Below are 14497 nucleotides of genomic sequence, written 5' to 3' on the forward strand. Positions count from 1 at the left end.
GTCCGGGCGACCACGTGCAGCGCGCCCCGGGTGGCCGTGGTGACGATCGTGCACGGGCGCCACACGCACCTCGCCCGCCAGCTGTGGGGCCTGCGTCGCCAGAGCCGGCAGCCCGACCTGCAGGTGGTCGTCGCGATGGACGACCCGGACGTCGAGCCGCTCGCCCGGTCGCAGGCGGGGCCGTGGGACGTGCGGGTCGCCAGCCTGCCGCGACGCGAGGGCAGGCTGCCCCTGGCCGCGGCGCGCAACCTCGGGGTCGCCGTCGCTGCCGGCGCCGGCGCCGAGCAGGTCGTGCTCCTCGACGTCGACTGCATCCCGTCGCCGCGGCTCGTCGAGCGGTATGCGGCCGTGCTGGTCGACGAGCACCGCCGCAGTCCCGAGCCGGGCGGCGCACCGCTCGTCCTCTCCGGCGAGGTGGCCTACCTACCGCCGGCGCCGACGGGACGCGACTACCGGGACCTCGATCTCGCTGCCCTCGCGGCGCCGCACCCCGCCCGGCCGGTGCTGGCGCCGGACGAGGTGCGTCCCGCCGAGGACCTGCGGCTCTTCTGGTCGCTGTCCTTCGCGCTGACCGTGCGCTCGTGGGACGCCGTCGGAGGCTTCGACGAGGCGTACGTCGGCTACGGCGGCGAGGACACCGACTTCGGCCAGCGCCTCGGCGCCTGCGGCGGGCGCCTGCTCTGGGTCGGAGGTGCTGCCGCACACCACCAGCACCACCCGACGAGCTCACCGCCCGTCCAGCACGTGCAGGACGTCGTCGACAACGCGAACCGGTTCGCCCGCCGGTGGGGCTGGTGGCCGATGGAGGGGTGGCTCGACGCGTTCGCCACGCGGGGGCTCACCCGGCGCGAACCCGACGGCACGTGGCGGGTCACGGGAGACGTGCCGGACTGACCGTCAGCGGGCGAGGACCACGGTGCTCAGGGCGTGCTCGACGACGGCCCGGCTCGTCGAGCCGAGCGACATACCGGCGAAGCCACCGCTGCCGGTCGCCCCGAGGACGACGAGGTCCGCGACCGCGGACAGGCTGATCAGCTGCTCGGCAGCATGTCCCGAGAGCACCTTCTGCTCGACGACGACGTCCGGGAAGTCGTCGGCCACCTCGTCCACGACCTCCCCGAGGAAGGCCCGGGTGGCCTCCTCGGGGTCGGCCGTGAACCACCACGGCGACGTACCGACACGCTCGGGCGGCGCCAGGGGGTAGAGGTGCCAGACCGCGACCGCGACGACCGTCGACCCCGTGGCGCGGGCATCGGCACAGGCCCAGCGCAGCGCGGTCCGGCTCTGCTTCGAGCCGTCCACGCCCACGATGATCCTGCCCCTCTGCCGAGCCGCGTCGGCCCCCCACGCCTCGGCAGGCCGTGTCGCCGCACGTGCCTCGCCGGAGCGCGCAGGACCCGGGTCGCGCCGTCTCGTCTCGTCCATGGTGCTCACCTCTGGGTCCAGCCTCCGCCGCGACCCGGCCCGCCGACAGATCCATCGGTCCTGTCCGATCCGGGACCTTGGTCCCGGCACGTGGCGACCTTTGGCCGTGTCGTCACTCGCCCACCGGCGCGCACCATCGATGCAGCGCCACGCCCGGCGCCGCCGACCAGGGAGCGCGCCATGTGCACCGTCCTCATCACCTACTCGACCCCACCGCCCCCGCCGGAGGCGCTGCCCGAGCCGAACGTCACGGGCGTGCTCCCGGCCGCAGGGGCCACGGGCGCGCCGGCCCCGACCCCATCGTTCGCGGCGACGACCGCGGGGATCGACGAGGCCATCGCCGCGTCGATCGCCGACGAGCTCTCGCACGCGGGGCACCGCGTCACGTGCCGCCCGTGCGTCGCGGTCACCTCGACGGAGGGCTTCGACCTCGTCGTCGCCGTCGACCACCTGCACGTCAGTCACTGGAGCGCCCGGCCGCCGGTCCCCGTCCGGCCCACGGAGCCACCTGCTGGCGGGGGCGAGGCGGGACCGGAGGACGGCCGGTCCACCATCCCGATGACGTGGTGCGCGGACTGGCGCGCCGTCGACGCGTGGGCGCGCAGCGTCGGCGACCACCTCGTGCACTTCCTCGAGGTGCGCACCGAGCTGGCCCGGGTGCGGGCCGAGCTCGACCGGTGCCGTGCGATGCTCCGCGCCGTGACGCCCGAGCCTCGTCCGGTCAGCGCCGTGGAGCTCGGACGGCCCGTGGGACGCGACTCCGGCCGCGCCCACCATCCCCAGCGCCTGGCCTCGGCCGGGCCGACACGGAGGTCCTGAGATGACGACGACCGACCGGCCAACCGGCCAGAGCCCCGACCACGCGGACCGCGGGCAGCGCTCGAGCCGACGGATCAACTACGCCGACCTGACCCCGGCCGAGTCCCAGGCCCTGCTCGAGTCCCGCAACGTCGGACGCATCGGGTGGAATGCCGGCCACGGCCCGCAGATCTTCCCCGTCAGCTATGCCTGCGCGGCCGACCTCATCGTCTTCCGGACCTCGCCCTTCGGCGTGCTCTCGGAGCTCGTGCGGCCGACCCAGGTGGTCTTCGAGGTCGACGACCTCGACGACGTGGCACACACGGGCTGGAGCGTCATCGCCCGTGGTCGCGCCCAGGCCGTCGCCTCACCGGCGCTGCTCACGCACCTGTGGACCGTCGAGGGTGCAGAGCCGTGGGCTGGTGGCGTGCGCAACGTCTTCATCGGGATCAGCGTCGAGCGGATCACCGGCCGTTCCTTCGGGTCGCAGCGCGTGCCACCCGCCGCGCGACGCGGTGCCCGCTGACGGCCCTGCCCGTCCTGCGGCATCGAGCCACCGGCGCGGCCGCGCGGGCCTAGCCTTGGGTGATGACGGCGACGCGCGCGACCGGACGACGGGTGCGGGCGGACGCCTGTCCTGCGCGGACGACACGCTGATGGTCGAGCGTGTGCCGGCGCCCCGCCCGACCGGCGCACCCGCATCTCGCGGCTCGGCAGGCGCGACGGGCTCGGCAGGCACGGTGGGCTCGGTGGGCTCGGTGGGCTCGGTGGGCTCGGCGGGCTCGGCGGAGGACCGGCTGCGCGGCCTGCTCGCGGCCAACCGCTCCGTCGTCTCGGAGCTCGCGCTCCCGGCCGTGCTGCGGCGCATCGTCGAGGCAGCACGCACCGTCGCCGGCGCCCGCTACGCCGCGCTCGGGGTCATCGGGATCGACGGCCGGCTCGAGCAGTTCGTCCACTCGGGCATGGACGCCGAGGTGGTCGAGCTGATCGGCCACCTGCCCACGGGGCGCGGCGTGCTCGGAGCGCTCATCGAGGAGCCGGAGCCGATCCGCCTGCACGCCATCTCCGACGACCCGCGGTCCGTCGGCTTCCCGGCCGGTCACCCGCCGATGCACGGCTTCCTCGGGGTGCCGGTGCGCTCCCGCGGCGAGGTCTTCGGCAACCTCTACCTGGCCGAGCGCGTCGACGGCTCGGACTTCTCGTCCGACGACGAGGACCTCGTCGTGGCCCTTGCCGCGAGCGCCGGCGTGGCCATCGAGAACGCCCGTCTCTACGAGGAGTCGCGACGACGCCAGGAGTGGCTGCGGGCGTCGGCCGAGATCAGCCGCGACCTGCTCCGACCCGGCCTCGGCGAGCAGGTCCTCGTCCGCATCGCCGACGCGGTGCTGCGTCTCGCGGACGCCGACGTCGTCACCCTCGACTTCCCCGACCGCGAGACCGACGCCGTCCTCACCGACGCCGACGAACCGCTGGCGTATGCCGTCCGCCTCGTCGTCGGGGTCGCGCGCGGGGTGGGTGCCGACGGCCTCGTCGGCACGGCATACCGCTCCGGTCCCTCGCTGGCCGGCACGGCGATGCGCGAGCGTCGGGTGGTCCTCGCCGAAGCGTCCGGGCCCGCCGACGCGACCCTCGCCTCGGTCGCCGAGGCGGGGCCCGGCGGTCCGGCCATGGCCTGTCCGCTCGTCGGTGAGGCCGGGGTGCGCGGCGCCGTCGTCGTCGCCCGACGGGCCGGGAGCCGCCCGTTCACCCCCACCGACGTCGAGATGGCCGAGCAGCTCGCGACCCACGCCGCGCTCGCGCTCGAGCTCGCGGACGGCCGCGCCGACGAGGAGCGCATCGCGGTGCTCGAGGACCGGCACCGCATCGCCCGCGACCTGCACGACCACGTCATCCAGCGCATCTTCGCCACGGCCTTGTCGCTCGAGGCGGTGACCGAGCGGACCGACGACACGACGGTCCGGAGCGCCCTGGGTCGGGCGGTCGAGGACCTCGACGAGACGATCCGACAGATCCGGGCCTCGATCTTCGAGCTGCAGGAACCCCCGTCGTCCCTCGACGCCCGCGCCGTGCTCCTCGAGGTGGTCGCAGCCGCGACCACGGGTCTCGGCGTCGAGCCGGCCCTGACGCTCGAGGGGCCGGTCGCGACGGTCATCGACCCCGTGCTGCTGCACGACGTCACAGCCGTCCTCCGCGAGGCGCTGACCAACGTCGTCAAGCACGCTCGGTGCTCGGCCGTCTCCGTCCGCGTCGCCGTCACGGCCGAGGCCGTCACGGTCGAGGTGATTGATGACGGCCCGGCCCCGCGGGGCGTGGGGCCTGACGGAACGCGCCGCGACGTCACGGGGACACCGGGTGACCGCGACGCCACCGACGCCGCCGCCGGACGGACCACCCGGCAGCCCGAGCGACGGCACCGCGGGCTCGCCAACCTCACGAAGCGCGCCCGCGACCGTGGCGGGGACTGCACGCTGACGACCGACGAGAGGGAGACGGTGCTGAGATGGACCGCCCTGCTGACCCCGTGACGACGCCGGTCACGGTGTTCCTGCTCGACGACCACGAGATCGTCCGTCGGGGCCTCGTCGACCTGCTCGAGTCGCACGACGGCTTCCGGGTCGTCGGGGAGGCCGGCACCGCCGCCGAGGCCCTGCGACGGATCCCGACGCTCGCCCCGCAGGTGGCACTGCTCGACGCGCGGCTGCCCGACGGGAGCGGCATCGACGTGTGCCGCGACGTCCAGGTGAGCAGCCCCGGCACGCGCTGTCTCATCCTCACCTCCTACGACGACGACGACGCCCTCTTCGCCGCGGTCATGGCCGGGGCCTCGGGCTACCTGCTCAAGCAGATCCGTGGCACGTCCCTCACCGAGGCGGTGGCGCACGTCGCCGCGGGCCACTCCCTCATCGACCCGGCCCTCGTCGAGCGCCTGCTCGAGCGGATCCGCCGCCCCCAGGACGCCGACACCGCTGACCGTGCTCGTCACCCCGCGTCGGGACGGGTCGGGTCGGCGCGACCGGGCTCGAACACCGAGACCCTGACCGACCGGGAGCAGGAGATCCTCACCCTCATCGCCGAGGGACTGACCAACCGCCAGATCGGCGAACGCCTGCACCTCGCCGAGAAGACCGTCAAGAACTACGTGTCCGGTCTGCTCGCCAAGCTCGGCTTCGAGCGCCGCACCCAGGCCGCGGTCTACGGCGCCCAGCACGGCGCGGAGCCCGCGGAGCACCACGACCGTCCGTGACGGCATACGGGTGCCGGAGGCTGTAACGGATGCACGCCGGCCGCGATGGTGTGGGTGAGGCGGCACCCGATCCCCCGAGCGGGTGCCGTCTCGCTGCCTGTCCGGAGCCGTCCGTCCTGCGACGTCACCGCCGCCCCTGCCTGGTTGAAGAGCGACGATGCCGCCGGGTGACGAGTACCCAGCGAGGGCCGCGTCAGTCGCCGCCGTGCGCCGCGCCGTGCCGGACGAAGCGGACAGCCGACCCGCTCGGCACCATCTGTCGGACCTGTCCCCTAGGCTTGAAGGGCGCCAATCGCGGTCGAGCAAAGGCCGGCGACGGGGTAGCAGTAGGAGTTTTCGCATGGAGCCACACGTCGTGGCGGGCACCTCGCCCCGAGCCGGGGTCGACACGGTCTTCGGGTCGTCCGACGACGCCGACGAGCAGCTGACCCCGGTCGAGACCTATCTCCTCGAGGCGCTCGAGCGCCTCGACGCCGCCGAGTCGCGCGCCCTTCAGCTCGAGACCGCCCTCGCCCACAGCCGTGACATCGGCGCCGCCATCGGCATCCTCATGGCGTTGCGCCGGGTGACCCGGGAGCAGGCGTTCGACCAGCTGCGGCGGGCCAGCATGGAGCGCAACGTCAAGCTGCACGTGCTGGCGCTCGAGGTCGTCGAGACGGGGCGCATCGACCGGTCGTGACCGGAGGGATTGCCGGCCGCGCCGGTCTCCCGGCACGTCGTCCGCCCTCCCTCCGGAGTGCCTCTCGCCGAGGTGCTTCTGCTCGGCGCCCCCGAGAGAGATGATGGCGCTCGGTGACCTGCGCACGGGGCCAGGCCGGAAGGAGCAGGATGCAGCCGGACGGCGCCGCGCACGGACCGGGAGAGCCGGGAGAGCCGGGAGAGCCGAGTGGGCCCGGTGAGCCGGGTCGCAGCCAGGCGCGCCGTGAGCCCGGGACCGGCTTGCGCCGCGCACTCGGACTCACCGCCCTCGGCACCGTCCTGCCCGGCGCCGGACTGACCCAGACCCGCAGCCGATGGGTCGGCTGGGTCATCCTCGGCATCACCCTCGTCGCGGCCGCCGGCGGGGCCTACGCCCTGCTGAGCCAGGGCGTCACGAGTGCCGCGCTCGCGGTCGTCGCCCGCCCCGAATGGCTCCGCGGCGCCGTCGTCGTCATCGCGGTCTGGGGCCTCGTCTGGTGCGCGTCGATCGTCCTGACCGCCGTCCAGGCACGACCGGGCACGCTCGACCGCGGCCGCACCTTCCTGCTCGCCGCCTTCACGACGCTCATGGTGCTCGTCGTGGGCGGCGGGGCCATCACCGCCGCGAACTACGCCCTCATCACCCAGGACACCGTCGAGGTCGTCTTCTCCGCGCCGCCGTCGCGACCGGGTGTGGGCGCGAAGGTCGTCGAGGGCGACGACCCGTGGGCCGAGCAGGCCCGCGTCAATCTCCTGCTGCTCGGCTCCGACGCGGGCTCCGACCGAATCGGCACCCGGACGGACTCGATGATCGTCGCGAGCATCGACACGCACTCCGGGCGCACGACGCTCATCTCGATGCCCCGCAACCTGCTCAAGGCGCCGCTCGCCCCCGGCAGCCCCCTCCTCGCCCGCTACCCGTCCGGCCGCTTCGGCTCACCCGAGCGGTCCTGCGCCCAGAACGAGCCCGGCGCGACCGGCCAGTGCATGCTCACCAACCTCTACAGCGAGGCGGAGGCGTATGCCGTCGACCACCCGGGCGCGTACCCCAAGGGCGTCGTGCCGGGTCGGGAGGAGATCCGCGGCACCGTCCAGCAGATCGTCGGGCTGACCATCGACCACGTCGTCGTCATCGACCTCAAGGGCTTCTCGCTGCTCATCGACGCCATGGGCGGCCTCGACATCAATGTCAAGAACGCCGGCACGGGTGGCCCGCTGCCGATCGGTGGGCGCGTGACGGCCGACCAGCGCATCGTCGGCGTCAAGGCGTGGTTCACACCCGGGCGCCAGCACCTCGACGGGTGGCACTCGCTCTGGTACGCCCGCTCGCGTGCCGCCGACAGCGACACGTTCCGGCAGGCCCGGCAGCGGTGCGTGGTCCAGGCGATCGTCGAGCAGGTGAACCCGGCCGAGATGGTGGGCCGGTACCCCCAGCTGGCCCGCATCGCGCGCGACAACATCTACACCGACATCCCCGCCCGGAGCCTGCCGGCGTTCGTCGACCTCGTCGAGCGGGTGCAGAAGGCCAGGGTCAACAGCGTGACGCTGACCCTCGACGACGGCATCAAGCCGTGGGACCCCGACTACGCGAGGATCCGCGCCCTCGTCAGGAAGGGGATCGCCGCGCCGAAGCCGGCGAAGACGCCGACGCCGACGTCCACGACGGCCGGCTCGGCGGGCGGCACCCCCACGGTGACCCGGACGCCGCGCACCCCCGCGACGCCGAGCCCGACGACGACGCCGTACGCGCAGTGCTGAGGGGCGAGCAGGAGCCCGCCGCTCCCGGTCGTCCCTCGCGGGCGAGCACCTCCGTCGCCTGAGGATCACCCTCGACGGGGGAATCGCCCGACGTGGTCGCCGCCTAGCGTGACGTGCATGAGGACCAGCCCGATCGTCGTCGCCGCGCTCCTGTCGGTCAGCGCCGTCCCGCTCGCCGCGTGCACCTCGCAGCCGGACCCCGTGCAGGCGCGCATCACCAACCCGGCGCGCGGCACGAGCGTCAACGCCGAGGTGGGCCGCATCCGGCTCCTCGCGACCCGCATCGACGCACCCGAGGACCGCAAGCTGCTCGGGGGGTCCAACACCGGCCTCTTCACGACGCTCGCCAACGACGGCGACGCCGCCGACCGGCTCGTGGGCGTCAGCTCGGTCTACGCGCGTCAGGTCATCATGCGCCAGGGCACCGACGGAGCCGAGGCCCCCGTGCAGGTCGACGTCCCGGGCAACGGCGTCGTGTCTTTGCAGTACCCGGGCGGCCTGCACCTCGAGATGGTCGACCTCAAGCTCGACGTACGGGCTGGACGTCTCCTGCCGGTCTCCTTCCGTTTCGAGAAGGCGGGCAGCGTGACGGTCAACGTCTTCGTCGACGGCTTCGGCCTTCCGACCGTCTCACCGGTCTCCCCCGTCGCGCCCGCGACGAGCTGACGGGAGCCTCGCTGTTCAGGCCAGGTCGAGCACCTGCGGAGGCTCGCTCCAGATCCGGCGGGAGACCTGCTCGGGATAGCTCGTGACCTCCGGCTCGGCGTCGAACAGTCGAGTCGCTCCGGTGTCGTACGAGGGCCACCCGGGGTCGCCCGTCGTGGCGAAGGCCGTCCACGCGCTCCGCATCTGCTCCGACACCGCCTCGGCCTCGGCCGTGGGGTCGCCGATGAGCAGCGCCGGCTGACCGACCGTGAGGGTGCCGAACACGAGCGGCACGTCGAGGCCGTGACAGGCACCGAGGACCCCGCCCATGCCGGGCGCCGGCCAGGTCAGCTCGTAGAGGTGGACCCGGCCGCCTGCGGCCAGCTGGGCCTCCGCGAGGTGCAGGGACGGCATACGGAAGAGCCAGTCCGAGCGCACCACGTCGTAGAGCTCCTCGGGGTCGGGGAAGCTCTCGCAGTAGCGCGCCGGGTCGGGGCCGAAGGTCTCGGCCGCCTCGGCGGCCTGTGCCTCCGTGATCGCGCCCAGCTGCCCGCTCAGCGCCGTGAGCAGCCGCTGCTCGTGGCGGGTGTGGCCGACCATCAGCGCGACGCGCCCGGTCAGCCCGAGCCACGGCGTCGTCGGGAGCACGTCACCGTCGACGACCGGTGCCAGGGGGACGTGGGCGTGCGCCGCGCGCCCCCAGCGGTCCGCGTGGAGCTCCATCGTCGCCGCCACGGCGTCGGCGGCGGCGGGCAGCCTCCGGCGGTCGGCAGCAGGCAGCTCAGCGGGGTCGAGACCCAGCTCGGCCGCGCAGGCCCGCGTGATGTCGGCGGCCAACCGGGGGGTGAAGAACGTGCCGGGCAGGCTCTGCGCGACGGCCCGCTGGAAGAGCCCTGCGGCGCGGGGCATGGCGAGCAGCGCGGCCACCGAACCGCCACCCGCGGACTGGCCGAAGACCGTGACCCGCTCGGGGTCGCCCCCGAAGGCGCCGATGTTGTCGCGCACCCACTCGAGCGCATCGACCTGGTCCAGCAGGCCGCGGTTCGCCGGCGTGCCGTCGACCCAGCCGAAACCCTCCAGGCCGACCCGGTAGTTGAACGTCACGACGACGACCCCGCCCTGCGCGAGCGTGCTCCCGTCGTACTCGGGCAGGCCGGACGTGCCGAAGAGGTAGGCGCCTCCCTGGATCCAGACCATGACGGGTGACCGGCTCCCGAGCCCCGGCGACCAGACGTTGACGGTCAGCCAGTCGTCGCCCTCGTCGGTCAGGGCGTCCATCCCGAAGGCCGCCGACTGTGGCGGCGGCGGACCGAACGCCCGGGCCGGGCGGGTGCCCGCCCAGGGCTGCACCGGTTCGGGGGCGGCGAAGGGCGCGGGCGGCGCCGCGTACGGGATGCCGCGGAAGACGGCGAGGCCGCCCTCGGTGGCGCCGCGGACGACGCCACCCGTGACCTCGACGTCGATGTCCACCCGACGATTGTCGCCGCGCCCCCGGCCACGGTGCCAGTGCTTTGACGGGCGTCATCCCCCCGGCGGGGCGGTGTGCGGATCGGGTGCGGACGCGAAGACGTTGAGTCCCAGGGCCCGGCTCAGCGAACGCGTGATGAGCTGCCCCCGCACGCTGTTGCCGGCCTCGTCGAGCGGCGGCGACCAGGCGGCGAGGCCACCCTTGCCGGGCGCGACCGTCACGACGGCGCCGCTGACGCCGCTCTTGCCCGGGAGCCCGACCTCCCAGAGCCAGTCGCCCGACAGCTCGTAGAGGCCCGCCGTCGCCATGACGGCCAGGACGCGAGCGCACGTCGCGTCCGAGACGACCCGCTCCCCCGTCATCGGGTTGACGCCACCGTCGGCGAGCGTCGCGGCCATCACGGCGAGGTCGTGCACGTCGACGGACAGCGAGCACTGCCGGGTGTAGAGGTCGGTCGCGTCGTCGGGGTCGCAGTGCACCCGCCCGTAGCTGTGCAGCAGGTGGGCGATCCCGCGGTTGCGAAGGTTGGTGGCCGACTCCCCGGCGTAGACGTCCTCGTCGACGACCAGGCGCCGGCCGGCGAAGGCCGACAGCCCGTCGACGACGACACCCCAGGCCGCCTCGACCCCGGTGTCGTGGTGGCCTAGCCCGGCCACCTCGGGCACGAGGCTCGTCGCGGCGATCGCTCCGGCGTTGACCATCGGGTTCATCGTGCGGTGGTCGTGCACCTCGACGGCCATGACCGAGTTGAAGGGAAGCCCGGTCGCGTTGGCGCCCAACAGCTCTCGTGACCGGTCGGCCCCGAGCGCCTCGACGACGAGTGCCAGCACGAACGGCTTCGAGACGCTCTGGACCGAGAAGCGCACCCCGACGTCGCCGACCTCGAAGGCGCGCCCCGCGACCGAGACGACCGACGCTGCGCACCAGGCGGGGTCGGCCCGGGCGAGCTGGGGGATGTACGTCGCCACCGTCCCGTCCTCGACGTGGCGGTGCCGGTCGTATGCCGCGTGCAGGAGCTCCCCGACCGTGGTGTCGTCGGGCAGGTGACCCGTCGACACCCGCGTGACCGGGCCGTCGGGCGGCACCGACCGGGGATCGCCGACGGAGCCGGGGTCGCTGTCGCTGCCCCTGTCATCCCCGTCCCCGTCGGCCCGCACGTCCACGTCACGTCACCGGCTGCCGACGGCTCAGTTGAGGTGGACGGGAGCGCCGGGGCCCCAGGGGATCCCGATGAGGTACCACGCGACGAAGAAGAGGATCCACGTGACGAGCACGATGGCCGTGTACGGGATCATCATCGACACGACGGTGCCGAGACCCGCCTTCTTCTGGTAGCGCTGGCACACGAGCACGATGAACGGGAGGTAGACCATGAGCGGGGTGATGACGTTCATGGGCCCGTCTCCAACGCGGTAGGCCGCGATGACCGTCTGCGGCGCGATGCCCAGCCGGTAGAAGAGCGGGATGAAGATCGGCGCGAGGATCGCCCACTTGGGGATGACGCCCGGCATGATCAGGTCGATGACGGCCACGAGCAGGATGAAGCCGACGAGGAGCGCGAGCGCCCCGATGTTGGCGCTCTCGAGGATGTCGGCCAGCCCGGTCGCCGCGAGCCTGCTCATGTTCGAGTAGTTGAAGTACGCGATGAACTGGGCGATGAGCAGCATGAGGAAGATCAGCCCGCCGAGGCCGTTGAAGGTCTTGACGATCGCGTTGATGACGTTCGTGCTGCCCGTGAGCGTCTGTGCCCCACGGCCGTAGCCGAGTCCCGCCGCGAGGAAGAGCATCGAGATGATGAAGAGCAGGCTGCTCATGAAGGGCGAGGACCCGAAGATCTCGCCGGTCTCAGGGTTGCGCAGCGGGGCGTTCGGCAGCGCCGTGAGCAGGGTGACCCCGGCAACGGCGACGAGGGTCCAGATGAGTGACATCCGCAGGCCCTTGGACTCGAGCGCGAGGTCCTCGTCGGTCGGCACCGTCTCGGGCGGCACGTCGTCGGGGGCCTCCGCGCGGTTCCACCGGCCGAGTCGTGGCTCGAGGACGCGCTCGGTGACCCACGTCATGACGACGGCGCAGAAGAGGAGTGACGCCGTGCTGAAGAAGAAGTTCTGGGTGACGTTGAGCTCGACGTTCGGCGCGACCAGTCCGATGGTCTCGTTGGTCACCTCGGTGATGATGCCGTCGGCGGGGGTGATGAGGACGTTGACGAAGAAGGCGGCGCTGACCCCTGCGTAGGCCGCCGCGATCCCGGCCAGGGGATGGCGCCCGAGCGACACGAACGCCGCGGCACCGAGCGGGATCAGTACGAGGTAGCCGGCGTCGGAGGCGACGCTCGAGATGCCGCCGAGGAGCACGATGATGAAGGTGATCGCGCCCCGCGGGGCGACCTTGACCATCTTGCGGATGAGGGCGGCGATGAGTCCGGCCTCCTCTGCGACCCCGACGCCGATCATGGCGACGAGGATGACGGCCACGACGCCGAAGTCGTTGAAGTTCTGCACGGCCGTCGTGAAGATGAAACGGATGCCGTCGCCCGTCAGCAGGCTGTTGGCCGTGATCGTCTCTCGTTCGATCTCGTAGTCCGGGACCGCACCGGTGGGCGGGTGCGGGTAGCCCGGCAGCGAGGTGCCGCCCTCGTAGTCCGGGACCGCGGGGACCGAGCCGGGCTCGGCCACGTCGGTCGTGACGCTGGCGCCGGTGAGGTAGAGCACGTGCGACAGCACGATGACGGCGATGATGAGCCCGAGGAAGATGAGCGCCGGGTGCGGCACCTTGTTGCCGAGGCGCTCGATCGCGTCGAGGAAGCGCTGGGTCCCGCCGGACGTGCCGGCTTCGGTCGCCTCCTCGTCGGCGCGTGACTCCGGTGTGTTCGCCGTGGTGCTCACGCGTCCCCCTCGGCCGGCCTCTCGAACGCACAGGCCAGCTCGATGAGCAGCCGGCTCCCGAACCCGGTGGCGCCCTTGTTGCGCCAGCCGCGCGCCTCCGGCAGCTGTGCCGTGCCGGCGATGTCGATGTGGGCCCACGGTTTGTCGCCGACGAACTCCTCGAGGAAGAGGGCCGCCGTGATCTGCCCGGCGTTCGGCCCGCCGAGGTTGGTCATGTCGGCGATCGGCGAGTCGAGCTGCGAGCGGTAGCGGCGGTGCAGCGGCAGTGGCCAGACCGGCTCGTCGACGGCGTCGCCGGCCGCCCGGACCTGGTCGACGAGGGCATCGGAGTTGCCCATGACCCCGGCGATGTCGACGCCGAGGGCCCGGAGGCACGCACCGGTCAGGGTGGCGATGTCGACGATGGCGTCGACGTCGAGCTCGACGGCGAGGGCGAGCGCGTCGGCCATGACCAGGCGGCCCTCCGCGTCGGTGTTCTTGACCTCGACGGTCTTGCCGTTGCGCATCCGGAGCACGTCGCCGAGCTTGAGCGCAGAGCCCGAAGGCATGTTGTCGGTGCACATGAGGTAGCCGGTCACCTCGGTCTGGCAGCCGAGGTCACGCAGCGCCGTCATCGCCGCGAGCACCGTGGCGGCGCCCGTCATGTCGTTCTTCATCTGCGCGTGCGACTCGTCGCTCGGCTTGATGCTGATCCCCCCGGAGTCGTACATGATCCCCTTGCCCACGAGGGCGAGGTGTCCGCGCGACGTCCCCTCGGGCACGTAGTGCAGGCGGACCATGCGGGGCTCCTCGACGCTGCCGAGGTTGACCCCGAGCAGCCCGCCGCACCCCATCTCGACGAGCTCATCGGGGCCGACGACGTCGACCTCGAGACCGGCGGGCGGCCCGACCTCCTGGGCGACCTGGCCCATCCGGGTCGCGGTGAGCGCCGCGGCAGGACAGTTCGCGAGATCGCGGCCGAGGGCTGCCGCTCGGGCGAGCACCTCACCCCGGCGGACGCCCTCGACCGCGGCCTCCGAGTGCTCCGACTCCACGACGACGACGAGCCGCTCGAGGACCGGTTCGTCCTCGGTCTCGCTGATCCGGAAGCGCCATCGGGCCAGGAGGACTCCCTCGGTGACGGCGCGGGCGAAGGCGCCCGGTGACAGACCGATCTCCCGGGCGGGCAGCTCGATCGCGAGGCGAGTGTGCTGGGGCACGGCCCGCGCGAACGTCGCCGCGAGGTCGCGCACCGCGGCCTCGTCCACGTCGTCGGCCGCCCCGATCCCGACGGCCACGAGGGCACGGCCGCCACTCGGGATCACGATCGTCTGCCCGCGCTTGCCGGTGAAGCCCACGGCGGCCAGGGCGGCCGCGTCCTGACCGAGGTCGGGCGGCGGCTCGCCTCCCTCGGCCACCGGCACGGCGACCGCCGTGACCTCGTCGGCCCCGGGCAGCTGGGTGACGACGTCGACCGTGGCGGACGACCGCGTGGACGGGATGGGATCCAGAGAGCGCATGGCAGGAGTGCTCACGCCGACTCCTTCCGGAGACGTAGGTCTTGGTCCTTCCGAGCATGGCCGCGCCGCCCTGCGCCCGATTCACCCGTCGTGGGTGACC

13 protein-coding genes are annotated in these 14497 nt (G+C 73.2%); 8 read left to right on the top strand and 5 right to left on the bottom strand.

Translation table 11 applies throughout. The features are described from left to right. The first annotated feature begins 39 nt into the window (after positions 1 to 39). Positions 40 to 894 carry a glycosyltransferase family 2 protein gene (locus H283_RS28625; protein ID WP_304412599.1) on the top strand — a complete coding sequence of 285 codons (855 nt, stop codon included), beginning with the start codon at positions 40 to 42 and terminating at the stop codon, positions 892 to 894. A gap of 3 nt (positions 895 to 897) precedes the next feature. Here H283_RS28625 and H283_RS28095 read toward each other — a convergent pair whose 3' ends face one another. Next, positions 898 to 1425 carry a universal stress protein gene (locus H283_RS28095; protein ID WP_020143332.1) on the bottom strand — a complete coding sequence of 176 codons (528 nt, stop codon included), beginning with the start codon at positions 1423 to 1425 and terminating at the stop codon, positions 898 to 900. A gap of 180 nt (positions 1426 to 1605) precedes the next feature. Between H283_RS28095 and H283_RS28100 the strand changes: the two genes are divergently transcribed. The 7 genes from H283_RS28100 to H283_RS26590 all read left to right on the top strand — a co-directional run bounded on the left by H283_RS28100 (position 1606) and on the right by H283_RS26590 (position 8569). After that, positions 1606 to 2244, top strand: a complete 639-nt coding sequence (locus H283_RS28100; RefSeq protein WP_020143333.1) for a hypothetical protein — start codon at positions 1606 to 1608, stop codon at positions 2242 to 2244. Between the two features lies 1 nt (position 2245). Beyond that, positions 2246 to 2749, top strand: coding sequence for a pyridoxamine 5'-phosphate oxidase family protein (locus H283_RS24620; protein WP_020143334.1), 504 nt, complete (start codon positions 2246 to 2248; stop codon positions 2747 to 2749). Between the two features lie 223 nt (positions 2750 to 2972). Next, positions 2973 to 4748: a GAF domain-containing protein gene (locus H283_RS24625; RefSeq protein WP_196805943.1), complete on the top strand. Its 1776-nt coding sequence runs from the start codon at positions 2973 to 2975 to the stop codon at positions 4746 to 4748. Next, positions 4724 to 5467 (top strand): response regulator transcription factor, encoded by a 744-nt coding sequence (locus H283_RS0109765; RefSeq protein ID WP_020143336.1) that lies wholly within the window; start codon positions 4724 to 4726, stop codon positions 5465 to 5467. Before H283_RS24625 ends, H283_RS0109765 begins: the two co-directional genes overlap by 25 nt. A 340-nt stretch (positions 5468 to 5807) precedes the next feature. Beyond that, entirely contained in the window at positions 5808 to 6146 is a 339-nt protein-coding gene (locus H283_RS28385; protein WP_020143337.1) for an ANTAR domain-containing protein, read from the top strand. Between the two features lie 149 nt (positions 6147 to 6295). Beyond that, complete coding sequence (locus H283_RS0109775; protein WP_020143338.1) at positions 6296 to 7903, top strand: LCP family protein; 1608 nt, start codon at positions 6296 to 6298, stop codon at positions 7901 to 7903. Between the two features lie 117 nt (positions 7904 to 8020). Continuing rightward, positions 8021 to 8569 carry a copper chaperone PCu(A)C gene (locus H283_RS26590; RefSeq protein ID WP_156023078.1) on the top strand — a complete coding sequence of 183 codons (549 nt, stop codon included), beginning with the start codon at positions 8021 to 8023 and terminating at the stop codon, positions 8567 to 8569. A 15-nt stretch (positions 8570 to 8584) separates the two neighbouring features. On the opposite strand, the gene H283_RS0109785 is transcribed toward H283_RS26590, so the two are convergent. The 4 genes from H283_RS0109785 to H283_RS0109800 form a co-directional block, all read right to left on the bottom strand. Further along, positions 8585 to 10018, bottom strand: a complete 1434-nt coding sequence (locus H283_RS0109785; protein WP_020143340.1) for a carboxylesterase/lipase family protein — start codon at positions 10016 to 10018, stop codon at positions 8585 to 8587. 51 nt (positions 10019 to 10069) lie between these two features. Next, positions 10070 to 11074: a glutaminase A gene (glsA, locus tag H283_RS0109790; RefSeq protein WP_231372253.1), complete on the bottom strand. Its 1005-nt coding sequence runs from the start codon at positions 11072 to 11074 to the stop codon at positions 10070 to 10072. 129 nt (positions 11075 to 11203) lie between these two features. Further along, the gene (locus H283_RS0109795) at positions 11204 to 12898 is read right to left on the bottom strand and encodes an AbgT family transporter (protein WP_020143342.1); all 1695 of its coding nucleotides are present in this window, start codon (positions 12896 to 12898) and stop codon (positions 11204 to 11206) included. After that, the gene (locus H283_RS0109800) at positions 12895 to 14412 is read right to left on the bottom strand and encodes a leucyl aminopeptidase (RefSeq protein ID WP_231372254.1); all 1518 of its coding nucleotides are present in this window, start codon (positions 14410 to 14412) and stop codon (positions 12895 to 12897) included. The genes H283_RS0109795 and H283_RS0109800 overlap by 4 nt, the downstream gene beginning before the upstream one ends. Between the last annotated feature and the right edge of the window lie 85 nt (positions 14413 to 14497).

Source organism: Terracoccus sp. 273MFTsu3.1, from assembly GCF_000383675.1.
Classification (GTDB): Bacteria; Actinomycetota; Actinomycetes; order Actinomycetales; family Dermatophilaceae; genus Terrabacter.

Coding starts and splice junctions, on each gene's coding strand:
- H283_RS28095 (WP_020143332.1), bottom strand. CDS start 1,425: ATGGACGAGACGAGACGGCGCGACCCGGGTCCTGCGCGCTCCGGCGAG.
- H283_RS28100 (WP_020143333.1), top strand. CDS start 1,606: ATGTGCACCGTCCTCATCACCTACTCGACCCCACCGCCCCCGCCGGAG.
- H283_RS24620 (WP_020143334.1), top strand. CDS start 2,246: ATGACGACGACCGACCGGCCAACCGGCCAGAGCCCCGACCACGCGGAC.
- H283_RS0109765 (WP_020143336.1), top strand. CDS start 4,724: ATGGACCGCCCTGCTGACCCCGTGACGACGCCGGTCACGGTGTTCCTG.
- H283_RS28385 (WP_020143337.1), top strand. CDS start 5,808: ATGGAGCCACACGTCGTGGCGGGCACCTCGCCCCGAGCCGGGGTCGAC.
- H283_RS0109775 (WP_020143338.1), top strand. CDS start 6,296: ATGCAGCCGGACGGCGCCGCGCACGGACCGGGAGAGCCGGGAGAGCCG.
- H283_RS26590 (WP_156023078.1), top strand. CDS start 8,021: ATGAGGACCAGCCCGATCGTCGTCGCCGCGCTCCTGTCGGTCAGCGCC.